The 21,469-nt window shown below is 57.9% G+C and carries 23 protein-coding genes and 3 pseudogenes; 10 read left to right on the forward strand and 16 right to left on the reverse strand.

The genetic code is table 11. The features are described 5' to 3' along the window. Window positions 1–112 precede the first annotated feature (112 nt). Window positions 113–1,012 (reverse strand): LysR substrate-binding domain-containing protein, encoded by a 900-nt coding sequence (locus E7738_RS20410; RefSeq protein WP_021508864.1) that lies wholly within the window; start codon window positions 1,010–1,012, stop codon window positions 113–115. Window positions 1,013–1,116: 104 nt separating this feature from the next. On the opposite strand from E7738_RS20410, the gene E7738_RS20415 reads away from it, so the two are divergent. The 3 genes from E7738_RS20415 (at window position 1,117) to E7738_RS20425 (ending at window position 2,322) form a co-directional block, all read left to right on the forward strand. Next, window positions 1,117–1,821: an SDR family oxidoreductase gene (locus E7738_RS20415; RefSeq protein ID WP_058758976.1), complete on the forward strand. Its 705-nt coding sequence runs from the start codon at window positions 1,117–1,119 to the stop codon at window positions 1,819–1,821. A gap of 208 nt (window positions 1,822–2,029) precedes the next feature. Beyond that, window positions 2,030–2,161, forward strand: a complete 132-nt coding sequence (locus tag E7738_RS20420) for a hypothetical protein (RefSeq protein ID WP_254919537.1) — start codon at window positions 2,030–2,032, stop codon at window positions 2,159–2,161. Window positions 2,162–2,190: 29 nt separating this feature from the next. Further along, window positions 2,191–2,322, forward strand: a complete 132-nt coding sequence (locus tag E7738_RS20425; RefSeq protein WP_262258341.1) for a hypothetical protein — start codon at window positions 2,191–2,193, stop codon at window positions 2,320–2,322. A gap of 1 nt (window position 2,323) precedes the next feature. On the opposite strand, the gene E7738_RS20430 is transcribed toward E7738_RS20425, so the two are convergent. Further along, entirely contained in the window at window positions 2,324–3,256 is a 933-nt protein-coding gene (locus E7738_RS20430) for an AraC family transcriptional regulator (protein ID WP_021508860.1), read from the reverse strand. A gap of 160 nt (window positions 3,257–3,416) precedes the next feature. Here E7738_RS20430 and E7738_RS20435 point away from each other — a divergent pair, with 160 nt between their 5' ends. Next, the gene (locus tag E7738_RS20435) at window positions 3,417–4,151 is read left to right on the forward strand and encodes an SDR family oxidoreductase (protein WP_104093441.1); all 735 of its coding nucleotides are present in this window, start codon (window positions 3,417–3,419) and stop codon (window positions 4,149–4,151) included. Window positions 4,152–4,230: 79 nt separating this feature from the next. On the opposite strand, the gene corA is transcribed toward E7738_RS20435, so the two are convergent. From corA to E7738_RS20450, 3 genes and pseudogenes are all read right to left on the reverse strand, one after another. Then, a complete protein-coding gene (gene corA / locus E7738_RS20440; protein WP_021508858.1) occupies window positions 4,231–5,199 on the reverse strand; it encodes a magnesium/cobalt transporter CorA in 969 nt (322 codons plus the stop codon). 96 nt (window positions 5,200–5,295) lie between these two features. After that, window positions 5,296–5,616 carry an AzlD domain-containing protein gene (locus tag E7738_RS20445; RefSeq protein WP_021508856.1) on the reverse strand — a complete coding sequence of 107 codons (321 nt, stop codon included), beginning with the start codon at window positions 5,614–5,616 and terminating at the stop codon, window positions 5,296–5,298. Next, a pseudogene (locus tag E7738_RS20450) lies at window positions 5,606–6,279 on the reverse strand (AzlC family ABC transporter permease). The gene E7738_RS20445 and the pseudogene E7738_RS20450 overlap by 11 nt, the downstream one beginning before the upstream one ends. Before the next feature lie 102 nt (window positions 6,280–6,381). On the opposite strand from E7738_RS20450, the gene E7738_RS20455 reads away from it, so the two are divergent. Beyond that, the gene (locus E7738_RS20455; RefSeq protein ID WP_125311237.1) at window positions 6,382–6,930 is read left to right on the forward strand and encodes a helix-turn-helix domain-containing protein; all 549 of its coding nucleotides are present in this window, start codon (window positions 6,382–6,384) and stop codon (window positions 6,928–6,930) included. Window positions 6,931–7,059: 129 nt separating this feature from the next. Here the strand turns inward: E7738_RS20455 and nadS are convergent, their stop codons facing one another. Together nadS and E7738_RS20465 are read right to left on the reverse strand one after the other, a co-directional pair. Beyond that, window positions 7,060–7,356 (reverse strand): NadS family protein, encoded by a 297-nt coding sequence (nadS, locus tag E7738_RS20460; protein ID WP_125311239.1) that lies wholly within the window; start codon window positions 7,354–7,356, stop codon window positions 7,060–7,062. Window positions 7,357–7,381: 25 nt separating this feature from the next. Beyond that, a complete protein-coding gene (locus E7738_RS20465; protein WP_376738787.1) occupies window positions 7,382–7,717 on the reverse strand; it encodes a type II toxin-antitoxin system RelE/ParE family toxin in 336 nt (111 codons plus the stop codon). Window positions 7,718–7,908: 191 nt separating this feature from the next. Here E7738_RS20465 and E7738_RS20470 point away from each other — a divergent pair, with 191 nt between their 5' ends. Beyond that, window positions 7,909–8,430 (forward strand): GNAT family N-acetyltransferase, encoded by a 522-nt coding sequence (locus E7738_RS20470; protein ID WP_031279967.1) that lies wholly within the window; start codon window positions 7,909–7,911, stop codon window positions 8,428–8,430. On the opposite strand, the gene E7738_RS20475 is transcribed toward E7738_RS20470, so the two are convergent. The 4 genes and pseudogenes from E7738_RS20475 to E7738_RS20490 form a co-directional block, all read right to left on the reverse strand. Then, window positions 8,427–9,827 (reverse strand): ABC transporter ATP-binding protein, encoded by a 1,401-nt coding sequence (locus E7738_RS20475; RefSeq protein WP_394516562.1) that lies wholly within the window; start codon window positions 9,825–9,827, stop codon window positions 8,427–8,429. The genes E7738_RS20470 and E7738_RS20475 overlap by 4 nt on opposite strands. After that, window positions 9,827–10,603, reverse strand: coding sequence for an ABC transporter permease (locus tag E7738_RS20480; protein WP_104093443.1), 777 nt, complete (start codon window positions 10,601–10,603; stop codon window positions 9,827–9,829). The genes E7738_RS20475 and E7738_RS20480 overlap by 1 nt, the downstream gene beginning before the upstream one ends. A 10-nt stretch (window positions 10,604–10,613) precedes the next feature. After that, window positions 10,614–11,540: pseudogene (locus E7738_RS20485) on the reverse strand (ABC transporter permease); the annotation flags it as partial. After that, window positions 11,537–13,066, reverse strand: coding sequence for an ABC transporter substrate-binding protein (locus tag E7738_RS20490; RefSeq protein WP_394516557.1), 1,530 nt, complete (start codon window positions 13,064–13,066; stop codon window positions 11,537–11,539). The gene E7738_RS20490 and the pseudogene E7738_RS20485, both read right to left, overlap by 4 nt. A gap of 200 nt (window positions 13,067–13,266) precedes the next feature. On the opposite strand from E7738_RS20490, the gene E7738_RS20495 reads away from it, so the two are divergent. Further along, window positions 13,267–13,452: a tautomerase family protein gene (locus E7738_RS20495; protein WP_021508848.1), complete on the forward strand. Its 186-nt coding sequence runs from the start codon at window positions 13,267–13,269 to the stop codon at window positions 13,450–13,452. A 12-nt stretch (window positions 13,453–13,464) separates the two neighbouring features. On the opposite strand, the gene E7738_RS20500 is transcribed toward E7738_RS20495, so the two are convergent. From E7738_RS20500 to E7738_RS20515, 4 genes are all read right to left on the reverse strand, one after another. After that, entirely contained in the window at window positions 13,465–14,223 is a 759-nt protein-coding gene (locus E7738_RS20500) for an ABC transporter ATP-binding protein (protein ID WP_058758967.1), read from the reverse strand. After that, the gene (locus E7738_RS20505; RefSeq protein ID WP_058758966.1) at window positions 14,220–15,251 is read right to left on the reverse strand and encodes a FecCD family ABC transporter permease; all 1,032 of its coding nucleotides are present in this window, start codon (window positions 15,249–15,251) and stop codon (window positions 14,220–14,222) included. Before E7738_RS20505 ends, E7738_RS20500 begins: the two co-directional genes overlap by 4 nt. After that, entirely contained in the window at window positions 15,248–16,264 is a 1,017-nt protein-coding gene (locus E7738_RS20510) for an ABC transporter substrate-binding protein (RefSeq protein WP_394516558.1), read from the reverse strand. Before E7738_RS20510 ends, E7738_RS20505 begins: the two co-directional genes overlap by 4 nt. Before the next feature lie 281 nt (window positions 16,265–16,545). Beyond that, complete coding sequence (locus E7738_RS20515) at window positions 16,546–17,316, reverse strand: SDR family NAD(P)-dependent oxidoreductase (RefSeq protein WP_394516559.1); 771 nt, start codon at window positions 17,314–17,316, stop codon at window positions 16,546–16,548. A 45-nt stretch (window positions 17,317–17,361) separates the two neighbouring features. Here E7738_RS20515 and E7738_RS20520 point away from each other — a divergent pair. Beyond that, window positions 17,362–17,750: pseudogene (locus E7738_RS20520) on the forward strand (winged helix-turn-helix transcriptional regulator). An 82-nt stretch (window positions 17,751–17,832) separates the two neighbouring features. Here the strand turns inward: E7738_RS20520 and E7738_RS20525 are convergent. Next, window positions 17,833–18,240 carry a winged helix-turn-helix transcriptional regulator gene (locus E7738_RS20525; RefSeq protein WP_262258353.1) on the reverse strand — a complete coding sequence of 136 codons (408 nt, stop codon included), beginning with the start codon at window positions 18,238–18,240 and terminating at the stop codon, window positions 17,833–17,835. Window positions 18,241–18,324: 84 nt separating this feature from the next. On the opposite strand from E7738_RS20525, the gene E7738_RS20530 reads away from it, so the two are divergent. Next, window positions 18,325–19,263, forward strand: a complete 939-nt coding sequence (locus E7738_RS20530) for an aromatic alcohol reductase (protein ID WP_262258355.1) — start codon at window positions 18,325–18,327, stop codon at window positions 19,261–19,263. Window positions 19,264–19,652: 389 nt separating this feature from the next. Further along, a complete protein-coding gene (locus tag E7738_RS20535; protein WP_262258356.1) occupies window positions 19,653–21,425 on the forward strand; it encodes a methyl-accepting chemotaxis protein in 1,773 nt (590 codons plus the stop codon). Window positions 21,426–21,469 lie beyond the last annotated feature (44 nt).

Below are 21,469 nucleotides of genomic sequence, written 5' to 3' on the forward strand. Positions count from 1 at the left end.
GATAAACCCTGTAAAATGCATGCTCAGTCAGTCATAACATTCATGATCCGGCGCGGATCATCAGTTTTACTGATTTCGTTATTGAACATAAAAGCATCGCGTTGCTCAGCCATCAATCTTTGCTCTGCTCCGCCTGACTGAGTAGCCACGCACGAACCGCACTCACCGTTGCCTGCTCACGCGGACGACGCGGAGCCACCAGATACCAGCCGGCATCAACGGGCATCTCACGCTGCCAGGCGGGAACCAGCCGACCGCTGGCCAGATCGTTCTGCACAAAATGCGGGCTGGTCAGTGCGATACCCTGACCACTCAGCGCCGCTTCCAGCGCCAGCGCGGTCTGGTTGAAGCGCAGATGATGCTGATGCTGCAGCGACTGGCCGGGGAACATAAACGCCAGGAACGCCGGCCACAGGTGATGGCCATCGTGCAGCAGCGGATAGCGCAGGCAATTTTCTGGCTGCGCTGCATCACCGTGTTGTGCCAGCAGCGCCGGGCTGACCACCGCCAGCACCGTCTGGCTAAACAGCAGCGTGGCCTCCAGCCCGCTACCAAACGGCGGCCGGCCATAGCGCACCGCCAGATCGACGCCTTCATGGTGAAACTGCACCAGCCGTTCAGAGGCCAGCACGCGCAGGTCGATATCCGGCCAGGCCGCGGTAAATGCCGGTAAACGCGGTAGCATCCAGCGGCTGGCAAAGGTCGGTGTTACGCTCAGCGTCAGGCGATCCGGCTCCGGGCGTAGCGTGCGCGTCGCCTCATCAATCAGCTCAAATGCCTGTCGAATGTGCACCGCATAGCCTGCACCGGCAGCGGTCAGCGCCAGCGAACGCGGCAACCGATCGAACAGTTTCAGGCCCAGGCTGGCCTCGAGACCGCGAATATGCTGCGCAACCGCACCCTGCGTCACGCCGAGCTCTTCAGCGGCGAGGCGAAAATTAAGGTGCCGCGTCACGGCTTCAAATACCCGAAGTGCATTCAGCGACGGTAATGCCTGAAAGCCCTGATTCATCCTGTAGTTTTCCTATCGTCAATTGCCAGCTGAGCTGACTCTCTGCGGCATCTCCCGGCCATTATACTGGCATCACAGGATATTTAATTGATGAGGTTACTCACATGACAGTAGAAAAAGTTGCGGTAATTGTCGCAGGTGGCAGCGGTATGGGCGCAGCGGCAGCGGAGAAGCTGGCCAGCGAGGGTTTCAGGGTCGCGATTCTTTCCTCCTCCGGCAAAGGCGAGGCGCTGGCGAATCGTCTGGGCGGGCTCGGTATTACCGGTTCGAATCAGTCAGTGGACGATTTGCAGCACCTGATTGATGCCACTCTGGCGCGCTGGGGACGTATTGACGTGCTGGTTAACAGTGCCGGTCACGGTCCGCGCGCGCCAATCCTCGAATTAAGCGATGATGCGTGGCAGCAGGGAATGGAAACCTACTTCCTCAACGTGGTGCGCGCTGTACGTCTGGTCACGCCGATCATGCAGCAGCAGGGTGGCGGCAGTATCATCAATATCTCATCGGCATGGACGTTTGAACCCACCGACATGTTCCCGACCTCGGCCGTGTTCCGTGCCGGTCTGGCTTCTTTCAGTAAAATCTTTGCCGACACCTACGCAGCTGAGAATATTCGTATCAACAACGTCCTGCCAGGCTGGATTGATAGCCTGCCGAAAACGGATGAACGGCGCGACAGCGTGCCCATGCAGCGCTACGGCACGGCTGCAGAAGTGGCGGCTACCATTGCGTTTCTTGCTTCGCCCGGCGCGGCTTATATCACCGGGCAGAATCTTCGCGTGGACGGCGGCGTCACGCGCAGCGTGTAACCGGCTTTGCTGTGCCAGATGGTCACAGCGGCACCTGATGTCCGCTGTGGCTATTGCCTGCCTGCTAAGGAATTTCTCAGCCTGTTTTCAAGACTGGTCTTGTCGTTTCGCGGCCTTATAACACGTCAGAATGTTCTTATTCGCTGACAGAATTTTCTGTTCTCAGCTGCCGGATATTCCCTATAAAACTTTCTGATTTGAGGTCGCTATGCCACTGCTTCTTCGTATGCGTCTGCACACGCTGCTGACTCCCGAACGCCATCTTGTCTGGCGTTTTCTGCTAACAGGTTGTGCATTTTTCTGGATTCTGCTGGTGGTTGCCGTGATGGGGCTGCGCTGATGAATTGCTGGCTGTTGTGAGGGATGATTATGGTATTAATGTTATCGCCGCGCCTCAGTGCGCTGCTGAATTTTTCCCGCCGGTTACTGTGCCAGCTGGCACTGGCTGCCAGCCTGCTGTTCTGGATTGGTGTGGTGGCGGCAATCGTCATCGCGTACTGACCTAATGTGCCTGTAGCCGCGCGGATAATTGTTCCGGCGGCAGCAGCGCAAAGGCGCGTTTCATCACCCGCGCCTCGTCAGCTGGGGTGCGACCAAACATCCGCTTAAACTCCCGGTTAAACTGTGAATCACTTTCGTAACCGACACGTGCGGCGGCACCGGCGGCGGTGAGATTATCGCGAATCATCATCAAACGCGCCTGATGCAGCCGCAGCGACTTGAGATACTGAATCGGCGAGGTCTGCGTGACGCTTTTGAAATGCAGATGGAAGCGCGGAACGCTCATGCCCGCTTCGCTGGCCAGATGCGGCACATCCAGCGGCTGCTGCCAGTCAGCATGAATGCGCTGCAGCGCCCGCGCGATGCGGCCAAAATGCCCCTGATAGGTCAGCGCTGCGCGCACCGCACCGCCCTGCTCACCCAGCAACACACGAAAGCAAATCTCTTCTACCCGTGCCGGGCCTAAAACCTGCGCTTCCAGCGGATCGCTCAGCGCCTGCAACAGGCGCAGCGTGCTGTCCGCCAGCGTCTCATTTACCGGCGTCGAAATAATGCTGGCTGGTGTCTCCGCCAGCGGAATGTCTGCCGCTGCGACCTGCGTCACCAGGCGCGCCAGCGTGGCCGCATCCAGACGAATAGCCAGCCCCAGCAACGGTTCGGCGGAGGTCGCTTCAGTTTCAGCGGAGAACGGCAGCGGCACCGACAACACCAGATAGTGCTGTGCGTCGTAGCGATACATTTTGTCGGCAAGAAACGCCCGCTTCGAGCCCTGACAGATAATGATGATGCTCGGCTCATAAAGAACCGGCGTACGCGCCCACTGCCGGTCGGCACGCATAAAGCGCACGCTGTCGAGCAGTGAGGCCGTGTAACCTTCCTGCGGTGCCAGCTGGCGCAGCAGCGCGCAGGTCTGCTGTTGTACGGTTTGCGACATAACGGGTTTCCGGTGAGAGGTTCAGGCAAAGCATAGCCAGGTTTCTTTCTTACTCACAATAGTGACGAGAGAATCAGGCAATGATGCGCCACAATCCGGTCTGTTCGCTTTAGCCGGCGTTTTCCACAATAGCCTCGTCAACCAACACGAGGAAACCATCATGGCTCATTCCAATGCGAAAGTGATTATTCTGACCGGCGCCAGCAGCGGCATCGGCGAAGCGATAGCGCGTCTGCTGGCCAGTCAGGGGCATAAACTGGTGCTCGGCGCGCGCCGTACCGATCGGCTGGCAATACTGTGTGATGAACTGCGTGCCAGCGGCGCGCAACTGGATTATCTGGCCACCGACGTGACGCAGCGTGCCGATACGCAGCAGCTGGCCGATTTTGCCCGCGATAAATATGGTCGGGTTGATGTGATGATCAACAATGCCGGCGTTATGCCGCTGTCGCCGCTCAGTTCGCTGAAGGTGGATGAATGGGATCGTATGCTCGACGTCAACGTGCGTGGCGTACTGTACGGCATCGCTGCCGTGCTGCCAGTCATGGAATCGCAGCAAAGCGGCCATATCATCAATATCGCCTCGATTGGTGCGCTGGCGGTATCGCCGACGGCAGCGGTGTACTGCGCCACAAAATTCGCGGTTCGCGCCATCTCGGATGGCCTGCGTCAGGAATCGCGCCAGCTGCGTGTGACGGTCATTAATCCCGGCGTGGTGGAATCGGAACTGGCGGACACCATCACTGACGAGACCGCACGCGTGGCCATGCAGAGCTATCGTCAGATTGCGTTAAAACCCGAAGCCATTGCGCAGGCGGTAAGCTGGGCCATTACTCAGCCTGGCGAAGTTGATGTTAATGAGATCACGGTGCGCCCTACTGCCAGCGCGCATTGAGGCTAATGGAGCGTGGCGATTTCAGGCTGAAATCGCCCTGGCCTTCGCGTCTGGTGACAGCGCGCGCAGGCCATCACGCTTACAGCCAGCCCGCTTTTTTCAGCCGCCACCACATAACGAAACAGATCACCAGCGTGACCGCCAGCGCCGCCGGATAGCCAAAGTGGCTGTGCAGCTCTGGCATGTCTGAGAAGTTCATACCGTACATACTGAAGATGATGGTCGGCACAATCAGTATTGCCCCCCAACCGGCCAGCTTTTTATTCACCTCACTCTGCTGTACCGAGACCAGCGCCAGATTCACCTGCATGGCGCTGGCCAGCGTTTCGCGCATGTCTTCGGCATCAATCATGACGTGGTGCGCGTGATCCTGCACGTCGCGCAGATAGGCGCGCAGATTTTTCGGGATGATATCTTCATGGAAGCGCACCAGCTGCGGGCAGATCTCTGTCACCGGCATCGCCGCATTGCGCAACGACAGCAGCTGACGCCGCAAGTGGTAGACATTCTCCAGCGTGACGCTGTCAAAGCGGGTGGTGAACATGCCGTCTTCCAGGTCAGCAATACGTTCACTCAGCGATTCGGTGATTTTGCTGTAGTTGTCGACGATAAAATCGAGGATGCAGTAGAGCGCATAGCCGGGTCCCTGGCACAGCATGGCATGATTTTTCTCGGCTTTAGCGCGGATCGCTTTATAGCCCTCAACCGAACCGTGGCGCACGGTAATCAGAAAATTTTTTCCGAGGAAAAAGTGGGTTTCGCCAAAGCTGATGCGCTGGCGATCTTCCATGTGTGCGGTTTTCACCACGATAAATACCGATTCGCCGTACTGCTCAATCTTGGGCCGCTGATGCGCCACCAGCGCATCCTCAATCGCCAGCTCATGCAGGCTAAACTCCTCCTGCAGCGTTTGCATGAACGCCGGATCGGGTTGATACAGGCCAAGCCAGACGAACGATTTTTCCTCTTTCAGCACTTCGCTGATTTGATCGACTTCGACATGCTCTTCGCGTTTGCCGTGGCGATACACCACGCAGTTAATCACCATTTTCGCGTTGTCCTTGTTGTACTCACTATCCCTAATCATAGCTGCAAAGCAGGTGCCAGTGCGCCGTCATCTTTGCGCCGGCCATCTCGCCGCCGCTTACGGTACGCCAAAATAGCGCAGCAGCGCCGTCATCACCGCCGCACCGATGATTACCAGTATCAATGGCGCGCGACGCCAGGCGAGAAACACCGCGAACAACACGCCGGTCAGTCGCGCGACGCCGGCGAAATCGGTGCCCTCAAACAGCGCGGTGGTGACAGCGACAGCCAGCAGCAGCACCGTTGCCGCGTCGGACAGCATGTTGCGCACACGTTCCGACATGTGCATCCGGCTGCCCAGCCGGTAACCGGCAAAGCGAATCGCATACGTCCCTGCAGCCAGCAGCGCGATGCCGGCAATCACTAAACTATTTTGCATCTTTGCGCTCCCGCCAGCTCAGCAAACCGAGTAAAGAAAACAGCACCGGCATACCGGCTGGCACAAAAGGCGTCGCCAGCACGGACAGCAGTGCCCGAGGGTGGCCGGAATGCGCGTGCGACGCTGGCGCAGCGCCGGGAAAATCAGCGCGATCAGGATGGCCGGAAACACCGCGTCCAGGCCAATCGCCGACACATCAGGAATAAAGCGCCCAATCACCGCACCGGCAATCACCGTGAGCGGCCAGATGGCAAAAATACCCAGTCCGCAAACCCAGTAAGCCGCCCGACGCTGCGCCAGCTTCGGCTGTGAAATACCGAACACCACGCTCTCGTCATTCATGATATGGCAGCCCAGCAGACTGCGTCCGCCCTGCCCGACCAGGTCTTTCACCGCAATGCCAAACGGCAGATGACGCGCGTTGACCAGTAAACCGGCTGCGGCAGCGGTTAACGGACTGCCGCCGCCTGCCACGATGCCAATAAACAAAAACTCGGACGCACCCGCCAGCACCAGCGTCGAGAGCGCAATCGGCACCCAGAGCGGAAAACCGTCGGCAGCGGCAAGAGAACCATAGGAGAGGCCAACGATGCCGTCGGCCAGACAAACAAGGAAGATCGCTTTCAATACGCCGCGATCAAGCGGTACGGCACCCAGACGCATCACAATTTGATCTCATAACGAACAAGAAAGCCGTTATAATGAACGCACCGTACGTGTTTTACAAGATGAACAAAACGTTCGATATAAAGAACAGGAGTAATTGTGACCCCGCCCATTGCTATCATTGCCGCCGGACTGGTGCGCGAACGCCAGCGCGCCGGACTTTCGCTGACGGAAGTGGCGCGCCGCGCTGGCATCGCCAAGTCAACGCTGTCGCAACTGGAGGCAGGCAACGGTAACCCCAGCATTGAGACGTTATGGTCACTGTGTGTGGCGCTGAATATTCCGTTTGCACGGCTGATGGAGCCGGAAGTGAAAAAGATGCAGGTGATTCGGCGTGGCGAAGGCATGGTGGTGTCAGCAGAGTTAGCGGACTTTCAGGCCGCGCTACTGGCCAGCTGTCCGCCGGGCGGCCGCCGCGATCTGTACTTGATTACCAGCCAGCCCGGCGCACCGCGCGCGTCAAAACCGCATCCACCGGGTTCCGTCGAACACATCATCCTGGCACGCGGTCGCGCGCGGGTCGGCCCGATGGACGCGCCGGTCGAACTCTTCCCCGGCGATTATATTTGTTATCCCGCTGATGAACCGCACATCTTCGAGGCGCTCGACGCCGATACCATGGCGGTCCAGCTGTCGGAGCAGAATTAGACGTTATAAGCTTCAAACATGCCTTAGCTCACAGCTAAAGTTTGTGAGCTCAATCCGTCTGGTGGTTGCTGAAAGCGCCGCAACAGGCAATCTGCCAGGCCATGATAATAATCGGTAGCGCAACTGGGATTACAACGCCTGTAATGCGTTAATCAGTAAGGGCTGCTGCTGAATGAGATAAAGCATTTTTAATGCTGGTCCGGTAGGGCTGCGTCTGTGTTGCTCCCAGCTACGAATAAGATCCACGCTCACGCCCATCGCATCGGCAAACTCAGCTTGCTTTAGCCCCGCATTTTTTCTGATCAGCTTTACATCCGGCAGTTCATGACGGTGGATGCGGTTTATGTCCGGTGATTCATGGCCCTGCTCAATGGCGACCATTTCCTGCACGCTTTCCAGCAGGTCGTTAAATAGCTGTTTTTCCATAGTTTAATCTTCGTGGATCTGTGGCTTAAAGGTTTATTTGTTGAGTAAATGCTTTTAGCAGCGCTTTTTCCGTTTCATTTAAATCATCCTTCGCATTTTTGGGATAGATGAGTAACAGATAAATTCTGCCTGAACTTAGGCGGTTGTAGTAAATGATCCTTGTTCCGCCTTGTTTCCCCATTCCGGCCCGGCTCCAGCGGATCTTTCTGCATCCTCCGGTCTGACTGATGGTGGCACCCGACTCATGATGCTCCAGCAAAAAAACCTGGAGTTCCTGAAATTCGTTATCGTCTGCCAGCAGACTTTTACGAGCTTTTGAAAACACGCGTGTTTCGATAAATTCCAGATAATTACCTATCACTTTAATCGTACCCCGTACTAATTTCCAGCTATTTTTAGTACAGGGTACTGCCGCAAGGCTTTGAGCGAGATGCGCATCGTCTTAAAACCCATTAGCAATACCACTATCACAATTTCCTATGACTAAGGCGGATGATTGCGCTGCGGCGCGGTGGCATGCTGTCAGCATCATTGGCAGAACAGCAGGAACATATGGACATTATTCCCGCGCAGCCGCATCACGCGGCGGCGATACAGAAGATTTACGCCTGGCACGTGCTGCACGGCACCGCAACCTTCGAAACGGAACCGCCGGCGGAGAGTGAAATGCTGCGGCGTATCAATGACGTGCATGAGCGCGGCGGTTACTGGCTGGTGGCTGAAGAGCAGGATCAGGTGCTGGGTTACTGCTATCTCGCGCCGTATCGTCCGCGTTATGCCTACCGCTTCACGCTGGAAGACTCTATCTATCTCGACCCGCAGCAAACCGGACGCGGCATCGGTAAGGCGCTGCTGCAAAAAGCGGTGGCGCTGGCCGAAGCCGCTGGCTTTCGCCAGATCATCGCGATTATCGGTGACAGCGCCAACCAGGGCTCGCTGGGAGTACACCGGGCGCTCGGTTTTGAGCACACCGGCGTGATGAAATCGGTGGGTTACAAACATGGCCGCTGGCTGGACACCGTGGTAATGCAACGGAGTCTCGGGCCCGGTGACAGCCAGCCGCCCGGTCGCTAAGCCGCTTCCATGGCGATCACCCGATGCGTGCCTTTCTCCAGCAGATCGCGGTCATGACTCACCAGCAGCACCGCGCACTGCTGCTCGCGCGCCAGTTCCACGATCAACTGCCATGTTTGCTGCTGCACCAGCGGATCGAGGCGTGACGTCGGCTCATCGGCAAACAGAAATACCGGCCGCAGCAGCATCACCCGTAGCAGCGCGAAGCGCTGCAGTTCGCCGCCGGAGAGCGCCTCTGGTCGCCGCGTCAGCAGCGCGGGATGCAAAGCCAGCCGCGTCATGAGCGCATCGCGCTGTGCCGGCGGGAGAGCGTGACGCCGCAGCACATCGTTGATGCTTTGCCCCAGCGTGCGCTGCGGCGGAAACAGCGCGGAAGGATCCTGATAGATTTTCTGATATTTCAGCGCATCCGCATCAGCGTGGTGCGTTACGCGGCCCTGCTGCGGCGCGAGCAACCCCAACAGCACGTCGCCGAAGCTGCTTTTGCCGCTGCCGCTGGCACCGTGCAGGCCAACGATTTCACCGGCGTGCAGCGTGAAATCGCGTGGCACACCCAGCCTTTTGCCCCCGCGCGCCAGCACAATGTCCTGTGCGCTGATCACCGGCCTGGCACCGATCACCGTTTGTTGTCGGGCGGGCCAGACGGCCGGATCGGCAGCCAGCAGCGCGCGCGTGTAAGGCTGCTGCGGTGACTGCAACACCTGCTGCGCCGGGCCCTGTTCAATCACGCTGCCTTTATGTATCACCAGCACGTCGCCACCCAGCTGGCGTGCCAGGGCGATGTCGTGGGTGATGGTTAACAGCATGCCGCCGTCGGCCACTTCACGCTGTAACAGCTGGCTGACTTCATCGCGGCGCGCCACATCCAGCCCTTTGGTTGGCTCATCGGCAATCAGAACCTGCGCGCCACCGGCACGGGCTGCCGCAAACGCGGCGCGCTGTGCCATGCCGCCGGAAAGCTGCCACGGATAACGCCGTGCCGCCGCGGCCAGACCAAGCTGCTGCAGATCCTGCTGCGCCGCTGCAGCACTGGCGGCGGGCGGCAAACCGCGCACGAAGCGATGCCCTTCCGCCACCTGTTGCTGAATCGCCATGGTCGGATCGAGCGACAACCACGGCTCCTGCGGCAGCGAAGCCAGCGTATTGCCCCACAGCCGACGCAGCTGCGCCGTATCCTGCGGCAGCTGAAAGCGTCTGCCGTTGATCATCACCTCACCGCTGGCCTGCAGCGACGGCGGCAATATCCCCATGATCGCCTGCGCCAGCAGACTTTTCCCCGATCCGGTTTCGCCGAGCAGCGTCAGCGGCCGACCGGGTTGTAGCCGCACATCCACCGGTTCAACCAGTGTTTCAGTCGCTGTGGCAACGCTCAGCCCGGTGATCTGTAATCCCTTCATCATCGCTCCTTTTTCATCAGCAGATTGAGGCTGATCAACAGTAAAAACAGTGCGGCTACCGGCTGCATCAGCAGCCACGGCGCTTCCCACGCAAACGGCAGCAGTTCGGTCATCATCAGGCCCAGCTCCGGCGTGGGCGGACGCACGCCAACGCTGATAAACCCGAGCGCCGACACCGCCATGATGGCGCTGCTGAAAGAGAACAAGGTTAGCGTCAGCAGCACCGGTGCCAGCGCAGGCCACAGATGATGACGAAAACGATACCAGGCAGTGAACCCGAGCAGTTTGCTGGCCTGCATACCGGGCGCCTGCACAATTGGCCGCAGCGTGGCACGCGTGACGCGGAAAAATTCCACCCACAGCACCAGCGAAATGCCCAGCCACAGCATCTGGGGCGCGTCTGGCGCAATGGCGGCCAGTAGCAGTACCAGCAGCAATCCCGGCAGCGCGAGGCACATATCGCCAACGATGCTCAGCAATCGCTCAGGCCAGCCACCGTACAGTGCACTGAGCACACCGGTGAACACGCCCGCTATCAGCGCACTGATCACGCACAGGGCTGCCAGCCCGAGTGACAGGCGCAGCGCGGCGCTGAGGCGCGTTAACATATCGCGACCGAGATGGTCGAAACCGAGCAAATGGCTGCGGTTGGGCGTCTGCAGCATCTGCAGCAAATCCTGCTGTAGCGGATCGCCGTGCTGAATCAGCGGCAGCACAAACGCGTAAGCCAGCAGCACCGCCAGCAGTACCAGACCCACCCAGCGTGAAAGCGTCATCTTCATGCGCGCGCCCCCGGGGATCGAGCAGATGACAACCGGCATCCACCAGCATGTTCAGCAGGACAAACAGCAGGCCGAGCGTCATGGCGCTGGCCTGAATCACCGGTACGTCACGCGCAAAAATGGCGTGCACCAGAGCGTGACCGATTCCCGGCCATGCAAACAGGGTTTCCACCACCACCACGCCTTCCACCAGCCAGACAAACTGCATGCCAAACCACGTCAGCACCGGCGCGCTCAGATTACGCAGGCCGTGACGCAGCAGCAGGCGCGCGGGTGCCAGTCCCTTTTGCGCTCCCCAGCGATAGTAGCCGGATGACATCACCTGCCAGGTGGCTTCGCGCACCACGCGCACGCCGACGGCCGTCAGCGACAGTGCCAGCGTCAGTGCCGGCAACAGGAAATGGCGCAGCTCGCCGTGACCGGCGCTCGGCAGCCAGTCGAGTTGCAGCGCGAACAGCAGGATCAGCAACATGCCGAGTGCAAAATGCGGCACCGATTTCAGCAAGGCGGTCAGCCAAAACAGCGCACGGTCAAGCCGGCCGTTGGCGTGGCAACCGGCCCAGATGCCGAGCGGCAGCGTCAGCAGCAACGCCAGCAGCAGCGAAACGCCCGCCAGCGCCAGCGTCTGGCCCAGCTGCCAGCGCAGCTCATCCATCACCGGCTCACCGGAAACCAGCGAGCGGCCAAAGTTAAACTGCAGCAGATCGAAGAGCCAGTGCAGCAGCGCACTGCCGCCGCTAAGCGCTCCATCCAGCTCCTGCTGTACCCGCGCCACCGCGTCGGCATCGACGCGATCATAACCATAGCGCCCCGAGGCGATGCGCCACGCCATGTCGCCCGGCAGCGCCTGCACCAGCAGCCAGGTCAGTAATCCTACCGCCAGCACCACGAACAGCGCCTGCGCCAGGCGCCAGCTGAGTTGTTTAATCATGGCTCCCCCCAGTGCATCTGGCGCAGGCCGAAGTGGCGTTCAAACGGATCGAGTTTGACGCCCTGCAGCTGGCTGTTAACCGCCGCCGACTGCTGATACCAGGCCAGCGGAATCACCGGCAGTTCCTGTTGCAGCGCGCGGGTGATGACGCTGCGCGCCCCGGCGCGGGCTGCGCCATCGGTGGATTGCGTCAGCGTGTGGAGCGCCGCGTCGAAGCCTGCCGCATGCCAGTTCATCGCCCCCCAGTCACCGCCGTGGGTGCCATAATCCTGCAGCAGCGTTCCGGTCGGATCGGGCGTCAGGGCAAAATTACGCGCAAACAGCGCCAGCTGCAGACGGTTGTTGTGGTGCTGCGCCGGGATCTCGCTGGCGTTGGTCGCGTTGATTCGCACGTCTATGCCGACCTGACGCAGCTGCTGCTGAATCACCATCGCCATCAGCGGCAGCTCAGGGCGATCGGGATAGGTCAGCAGCGTCAGGCTGAAGCGCTGGCCGTTGCGCGTCAGTACGCCATCCGCGCCGCGTTGCCAGCCGGCCGACTGTAATAACTGAGCAGCCTGCTGCGGTTGATAGTGCAGCGGCGTGAGTGCCGTGTTGTGCCACTCTGCCATGTTAGGGGGAAACAGCTGGCTGGCTGCGCCCGGATAACGCAGCACCGCCTGCGCCAGCGCGTTGCGATCGATCGCCATGCTGATCGCCTCACGCACCGGCAGTTCCGCCAGCAGCGGATCGGCCAGATTAAGCTTCAGCATCAACGTGCGCGGCACCGGAATCGCCGGGATGTGCAGCGACGCTTTGCGTGCCAGCCGCTGCCGGCTGGCGGCATCAAGGTTAAACACGTAATCTGCATCACCGCTTTCTGCCAGCAGCGCACGGGTTTCCGCGCGGCCGGTCGCCAGATAGCTGGCGGCGGCAATCACCGGTTTCTCGCCCCAGTAATCCGCGAAGCGCGCCACCGTCAGCGACTGCGGCGGCTGGAAGGAGGTAAGCTTAAACGGTCCGCTGCCAATAATGCGCGTGATGTTGCCCTGCGCATCCCAGCTGGCCAGTGCGAGGATTTGCGAGCGGCTTTCCGCCAGGACCGACAGCAGCGGCGTGAAGGGTTCACGCAGCGTGATGGTGACAAGCTGCCCTGCCCCGCTGATGTCGGCGATTGGCGTTTTGTCCAGTAAGCCCGCTTTGCCGCGTGCGGTGTTGAGTGATTTCACCACGGCAACCGCATCCAGCAGCGAGCCATCGTGAAAATGCACGCCGTCGCGCAGCTGGAACTGCCAGCGCAGCCCATCGTCAGAGACCTGCCAGCGCTGCGCCAGCGCCGCCACCGGCTCACCGCGATCGTTCACTTCTACCAGCGTTTCAACCACATCCATGCGCAACAGAATGTCGCCGGAGAGCGCCGGATCGCTGCCTTTAATTTCAAACGGTGCGGCAATCCGCACCGGTTTTTCGGGTGTGCTCGCCGCCACAACGGCGCAAGAAGCCAGGCCGAGCGCCGCAGCGATCAGCAAATTTTGCATTGATTTCATTAAATTTTCCGAATAAACCGTTACACTATCATCGAATCAATTACGTTATAACATAACAATTCACACTTTAACACACGGCGTTTGCAGGGAATTCGTCAGCCGCTTGTTGCCTTTTAACCGTCGCGACAGGTTAACGCTGCGCGCGGCAGCCTGGCTGAGGTATGCTTGAGAAGAACTCTAACCCGTGAGGAAACGCCGTTATGCCAGAGATTGTCGTTTATGCTGCGGAAGGCCGTAGCGTTGAGCAGAAGAAAAAGTTACTCAAAGCCATCACCCAGGCCGTGGTGGATTCGTTTGAGATCGATGCTGATGTGGTCACCGTGTCGATTATCGAAACGCCGAAGCATCATAAATCTAAAGGCGGCGTGCCATTCGACGAGCGTTAAGATCAGCCCGGTTCAGGCGTACTGAATATTCATGGAGCCGCGCTCGCTGCGGTTGACGATGGCCTCGACCTGCCACGTCCGCTGAATCAGGGCAGGCGTCAGCACGGCGGCGGGCTCACCGCTCGCCACCACTTGCCCGTGCTGCAGCACCACCAGATGCTGGCAAAATTTTGCCGCCAGATTCAGATCGTGCAGGGCCACAATCACCGTGACCGGCAGTGCGGCAATCAGCCGCATCAGCTCAAGCTGAAACTGAATATCCAGATGGTTAATCGGCTCATCCAGCAACAGGATATCCGGCTGCTGCGCGAGCGCACGCGCGATCTGGCAGCGCTGGCGTTCACCACCGGACAGCCGCTGCCACGACCGCCCGGCCAGCGCATCCAGTTTCATCAGCGACAGCGCGTGCTGCACTGCCGTTTCATCTGCCGTCCGCCACGGGCTGAACGCATTGCGATGCGGCGCCCGCCCCAGACGCACGATGTCGCTGACGCACATCTCAGCCTCCATTTCGGCATGCTGCGGTACGAAGGCCAGCGTACGGGCACGCTGCCGCCGGCTGAGTTGGTTGAGCCGCGTGCCGCCCATTTCCAGCCCGTTATAAGCACAGGGCTGAACGCCCGCCAGCGCACGGATGAGCGTCGATTTGCCCGAGCCATTAGGGCCGAGCAACCCGACCGTTTGTCCCCGCTGCGCCGCAAAACTGATGTCAGATAACACGCTGCGCGCCTGTAGCGTCACGCTCAGTTTATCCACCGCGACATACTTCATGATTTCTCCCGGTTGCGATACAGAATCAGGGCGAACACCGGAGCGCCGACTAACGCCGTCACCACGCCTATCGGCAGCACCTGATGGGTGATTAACGTGCGCGATACCAGGTCGGCAATCACCATGAAATGGCAGCCGCCCAGGAATGCGAGGGGAATCGTCACCAGATGACGCGGCCCGGCAATCATGCGGGTGATATGCGGGATCACCAGCCCGACAAAACCGACCGCGCCAATCGCGCTGACGATCACCGCCGTCACTAACGCAGTGGTCAGCAGTAATACGATGCGCACCGCTGAAACCTGCGTGCCCAGCGTCGCGGAAACTTCCGCGCCAAAGGAGAAGGTATCCAGCGCGCGCGCATGGTAGAGCACAGTCAGCAGACCGGCGAGAGTAACGGCAAAACACAATAATGCATCTGCCCAGCGCACACCGCTCAGGCTGCCGAGCAGCCAGAACATCACGCCGCGCGACTGCTCAGCATTGGCCGCCGTGCTGACAATGTAGGCGGTCAGCGCATTAAATAATTGCGTCCCGGCAATACCGGCCAGAATGATGCGCGCGGTGTTTTCCCGCATGCCGCCGGAGAGCAGAACAATCAGCATAAATGCAAGACAGGCACCGCCAAACGCGCCGGCACCGGTGGTGATGGCGCCGCCGCCGATGCCAAGCAGCATCACGCACACCGCGCCGGTTGATGCACCGGCGGAAATACCCAGCAGATAAGGGTCGGCCAGCGAATTGCGCAGCAACGACTGCAACACCATCCCACACAGTGCCAGGCCGCCGCCGCTGCTCGCCGCCATCAGCGCGCGGCTCATGCGGTATTGCCAGACGATGCCGGCTTCCAGCGCCGGCAGGTCGTAATGGGTGATGCCAAGACCATTAGTAATGGCCTGCGCGGTCAGGGTAAAGCTGATCGCGACATCGCCGGTTGCCGCGGCCAGCGTCATCATCACCGGCAGACTGAGCGCGCCCGCAGCAATCAGCAGGCCGGTGCGCCAGTAACAGACAGCGTGAGCGCTCATCGGGCAGGTGCGAAAGCAGCGATCTGCTGACCGATCAGCTCTACAGCTTCCACATTGCGCAACGAGGGATTCAGTGACATCGCCGGTACCACCACGATGTGGCCGTTTTTCACCGCTGGCATTTCACGCGTCACCGGATCGCTTTGCAGAAAGTGTTTTTTAACCGCGACGTCATCGGCGGGATAGAGCCGCCGCGCCATGCTGGCAATAACGATGATGTCCGGCTGCGCGGAGACGATGTGTTCCCAGGTGACCGCCGGCCACTCTTCGTCTGAATCGATAATGTTAGTCAGACCGAGCGTCTGGCTGATCCAGCCCGGCGCCCCTTTATTGCCGGCGACCCAGGGATCGCCTTTCAGGCGCGGGCTGGAAAACCAGTAAACCACCTTCAGAGGCGCTGACGGCGATTTGTGCAGCTGTTGCTGAACCTGTGCTATACGAGCGGCCAGCTGCTGTTTGAGCGCTTCGCCACGCGCCGGCACATCAAAAATGCGCGCCAGCGCGCTGATTTCCGCAAAGATCACCTCGATCCCATACGGTGTGGTGCGTGCACCGTCGCTATTGGACGTGGTGGTGACGGCTTTGCCGATGCAGTCGGCAGGCGAAATCCAGGTTCGGATGCCGAGCTGTTCAAACTGTTCACGCGTGGCGACTTCACCCTGCGGCCCAACGTGCCAGCTGTACTGCGCCAGCACCAGCTCCGGGCGCTGTGCCACCACCGCTTCAAAGCCCGGGGCGTTATCGGCCAGCCGTTTAAGATGGCTGCCCTGCGCTTGCAAGTCGGCGGGCAGCGCGCCAAACCATACCGAGGTTGCGGCAATTTTATCTGCCAGACCGAGCGCCAGCAGCAGTTCCGTCTCATGCTGACCCACGGTGACGACGCGCGCTGGCGGATGAGCGAAGGTCTCTTTGACACCGCAGTTATCAACGGTGAGCGGATAGTTACTGGCATTAGCATTGAATACAGGAAGCGACAGCAGCGCCGCAATAATCAGGGAGAGCGAGTTTTTCATCACGGTACTTTTATTGTTACGTTATAACATAACAATATGCATGACCAGGCGTGGACTGTCAATAATCAGGATTGGGCATACCGACCGGGACTGCGCGCATCATGAAGAGGATGACGTTAGGGTATAAGCAGGGCTGCAACAGCAGCCTGCTAAGTTCTGATAATTAAATCGGCTGTGATGATGTCATCGAATGAAGTAGTAGCTGAAACAGAGATTTTATTCAGGATGTTGTGCGGCTGGTTTTAAAGTCCGGGCCACATACCGCCATCAAGCCTTAAATTTTAACCCGTTATGTAACCCGACAACGGGCTGGCCAGAAAGGTGATGGCGTCCGCTATTTCTTTGAGCGTCCCTACGCGCGCCATGGGCACATTGGCATACAGGGGCAATACGGCCTGTTCAATATCTTCCCAGGGCGCGTCAGCTGAAAGCCCTGCATCTTTGGCCGTTTGACGAAACGCTTTTTCCAGGCTTGCACTATGAATAGTACCCGGTGAGAGAGTATTTACGGTTACGCCATCGTGTGCGACCGCTTTTGCCAGCGATGAAGTCATGGCAATAATCCCTGCTTTAGCAGCCGCATAATCCGGACGCCTGGCGGGAGGCATCAACGCTGCCAGGCTCGAAATATTAATGATTCTGCCCCATTTTTGTTCACGCATCCCAGGAAGAAAAAGATTAATGACACGTAAGGCTGAAAGGACATTTTTATAATACCCAGCCGCCCAGGTTTCTGGCAAAGAAGACGTCCAGTCCTCTGTGGGGCCGGAGCCACCCGCATTATTAACAACAATATCAACGCATTGTACAAACGAACAGACTTGCTGATAAAGCAGTTGAATATCTGCCTCACGGGTTAAATCTCCCGTTACTGCGTACGCTTGTCCACCTTGCTTTATGATATCGCTGGCGATATTTTCAGCTTTAACCGGATCCCGGCCATGTATAATAACGCGGGTGCCTTCAGCGGCAAGCCCTCTGGCTACCGCTTCTCCAATACCTTTGGTGCTACCCGTTATCAGAGCAATTTTGCCGTCGAGTTTCAGATCCATTACTGTTCTCCAGGATACCTGAAAAATCTATTAGAAAATAAACTGATGAATGAATCAATTACGCACCTGAAAGTGCCTGTAGGCGATGATGAGAAAACACGTTGTCTCGGACCAGAAGGTTCGGTCGCTTATGTCACGCAATGTTTAACTATTATTTCCGGCAGATGGACACTGCAGATTTTATTCAGGTTATTTGCGGAGCCTGCGATGCGTCACTCGCAATTCATGAAGAGTATGCCGGAGATATCGCATAAAGTACTGACTCAACATCTGCGCAAGCTTGAACGTGATGGGCTGATAACCCGCACTGATTTTGGTGAACTGCCCCGCGTGTTGAATACGCACTCACGCATGCAGGCCATAATCTGATGCCCGTGCTGCTCTCAATGCGTGAATTCTCACGAGACAACCTGTCAAAACTGAGGCAGGATTAATAGTGCAAAAAAATTGCACTATTGGCAGCAGGGAAATAATCACGCATCCTCAGCAAGGTCGTCATCGCGCAATTTAATGCCATTACTGTTGAGGAGTATCAAACGTAATTCTGCTTTGCTTAAAATAGTCGGCCGACGAGATAATCCACGCCCAGAGCGGCATCATTTTCATCATCATTTCTTCGCCCGCGTCCGTGGCCGTATAAACGACACGCGGTACTTTTTCCTGATAATCACATCGGGAAATAAGGCCGTCACGCTCAAGCGTTCGCAGTGTGCGCGTCAGCATTCGTTGTGTGACGCCATGCAGTAAACGACCCATTTCTGCATGGCGCAACGGTCCATGGGTGACCAGAATATGCAATACACCCAGCGACCAGCGATTGCCGGCGTGTGAAAGAATTTCACGCTTTAATGTTTCATCATCGTGACTCAACGCCTCACAAAATTGTCTGGAAAACTGCAGCAGGGCTTCGCGATTAGGTTCCATCTCTCCTCCGGTATCACGGGTGTACCTGATTGAATCAGGGTTTGTCCGCTGTCAGGATGACGGATATAACCTAAGGAGACAAGCATGCTACCCGTTGATCAACATGTCGAAAATATTCTTATCCTCGGCGCAGGAGAATTAGGCATGGCGGTGTTAAACGCCATGGCTAAAAAAGCGCAGCAGCATCCTCTGATTAAAATAAGTGTATTACTCAGAAGCGAGGCTGCACATGTCACGTCCGGCCCACTTAAAACCCGGCTGGATGCGCTGCAAAAGCTAAATATCACTGTGGTGGAAGGCGACCTGCAGAAAAATAGCCTGAGCGAACTCTCAGCATTATTTCGCACTTATGATGCCATCATTAATTGCAGTGGTTTTGTCGGCGGGCCGGGAACGCAGCTAAGAATCACTCAGGCCGTGCTGAAGGCGGGTGTCGCACGCTATTTTCCCTGGCAGTTTGGCGTGGATTATGACGTTATCGGCAAAGAGAGTGGGCAACCGGTATGGGATGAGCAGCTTGAAGTGCGCCACCTGCTGCGCGCCCAAAGCAACACTGACTGGGTAATTGTTTCGACCGGTATTTTTACCAGCTATCTGTTTGAACCCGATTTTGGCGTGATCGATGCCGGGAATAAAACGGTTTATGCCCTCGGTGACTGGAACTATGCCCTGACACTCACCACGCCAGACGACATCGGGCAGCTGACAGCCGATATCTTCTTTCATCAGCCCGCTTTTCAGAACGACATTGTTTATATTGCTGGCGATACGCTGACTTACGCAGAGCTGGCTGACCTGATGCAATCTCACTGGAAAAGCGCAGTCAGGCGAGTATTACTTAGCCGGGAAAGGCTAAGGGAAGATGCAGAGCGTCATCCCCATGACACTGGCGCGGCCTACCGGCTGGCCTTTGCCCGTCCGGACGGTGTGGCATGGTCTAAACAGGAGACGTTTAATTACCGCGAGCACATTGCCACCACCAGCGCCGCTCAGTGGCTGACGAACCAGCCAGCGGAGTCCTGAGGATTTCAGGCGTAGCAGAATGTCCTCAGGCGCAATGGCTGGCCTGAGGGCTATCGGGCCCTTCGCCTGAAATCCCGGCGCTTTGACAAACCGGCAGGTTGCGTCAATACTTTCCCCCGCACCGCTATCAGCCAAAATCAGTACCATCATAAAACAGAGAATGTGAATTACCCGCCTGCCCTACCGTTGCATCCCTTCCCCCAGCATAGCTCATCTAATAAATTTAGGTGATTATATGTTTTTTAATTATTTTAATTGAAATTAACCATCTCCCTGCCGATAACGCCATTGCCATCAGGCAAAAGCGTGGACAACAACAACCAGGGAGATTCACCTTAATGAAAAAAATACGTGTTTTTTTGGAAGATATCAGAGTCAGCAGAAAACTCATGCTCGGGTTTGGTGTGCTGCTTATCCTCAGCATTGCTGTAGCTTCCTGTGGCATCAAAAACCTGCACGACATCGCGGAACGTGCGGAAAAACTCAGCCAGTTGAAAGGCATCAACGATCAGTTCGCGCAGGCTAAAGATGCCCGCCTGCAATACGTTAAAACCCACGATGAAAAATTCATTGCCGACAACGAATCGCGACTGCAGGCGATTGAGGGCAGTATCAACCAGCTGAAAACCTGGCGATGGGATAGCGCGCAGACCGCGCTGATTGCCTCTCTGCCGGCTGCGATGAACCTTTATCGTCAGCATCGTGCAGAAACGGTGAACGAAGTGCATAAGCGCCAGAGCATTCTGCAGGCACTGCGCTTCAGTGACGAAACCACGGCGATTGCCGCGCTGGCCAGAAACTACGTCAGCACACAGCAGGATACGGCAGCTACGCTCACTGAAATCGCTAAATATCTGAACGGTATTAGTATTCGCGTAAAGCTGATGGCGCTGGACAACACTGAGGAAAACCGTCTGGCTTTGTCAGGCTTTATAGCTGAAACGATTCAACTCATTGACCAGGCTCGACCACGCCTGAGCGCTGATGACAGCAACGCGCTGGATAAAATTGCCGTAACGCTGGCGGCCAGACGCGACAGCGTGCAGGACTACAACGCCTCCGCGGAAGAAGAAGTGGAAGCGACCCGCCAGCTTGCCATCGCGGGCCTGCATCTGACTAATACCAGTAATCAATTATTTACCCAGCAGCTGGCCGCCACGCACCAGGATATCGCCCGGGCAATCCTGTGGATGTCGCTGATCCTGGCGGCGGCTGTGGTAATCAGCATTCTGATTGCGGTGTTTATCACCCGGCAGATTACCCGTCCTTTAGCGGTAACACTGAACGTCGCGCGGCAGATTGCGCAGGGAGATTTGAGCGTACAGCTGCAAACTTCGCGTAAGGACGAACTGGGCGAGCTGATGCAGGCGGTCGGTGAGATGAGCAACGATCTGCGCGGCATCATTGGTAACATTCGCAGCGGCGTGATGCAGGTCAGCCACGCTTCCGCAGAAATTGCCGCAGGCAATAACGATCTGTCAGCCCGCACCGAGGAGCAGGCGGCCGCGCTGGAGCAGACGGCAGCCAGCATGGAGCAGTTAACCGCTACCGTGAAGCAGAACGTTGAAAACATTCATCACTCCAGCGAACTGGCGCGTGCCACTTCAGAGAAGGCCAATCAGGGCGGCTCGCTGGTCAAAGGCGTGGTTGAAACCATGGACCAGATCAGCGCCAGCTCCGGCAAAATCGCCGAAATCACCACCGTCATTAACAGCATTGCTTTCCAGACCAATATCCTGGCGTTAAACGCAGCAGTAGAAGCAGCGCGCGCCGGTGAGCAGGGACGCGGCTTTGCCGTGGTCGCCAGCGAGGTGCGCAGTCTGGCGCAGCGCAGCGCTCAGGCGGCCAAAGAGATTGAAACCCTGATTGGCGAATCGGTCGCGCGTATCAGCAGTGGTTCACAGCTGGTGGGTCAGGCCGGTAAAACCATGGATGAAATTGTGCACTCCGTTGGCAACGTAACCAGCATCCTCGCCGAAATCGCGCAGGCATCCGATGAGCAGAATCGCGGCATTTCGCAGGTCGGCGTCGCTATCGTTCAGATGGACAGCGTGACGCAGCAGAACGCCGCGCTGGTGCAGGAATCATCGGCCGCCGCCAGCGCACTGCGCGATCAGGCGTCGACACTGGAAGGCTCAGTCGCGCGTTTCGTGGTGCAGTAAGCGGATTTTCACTGACAGAGAGAGCGGGCGGGATGCCCGCTCTT

The sequence above is a fragment of the Pantoea sp. SGAir0430 genome, from assembly GCF_043549295.1.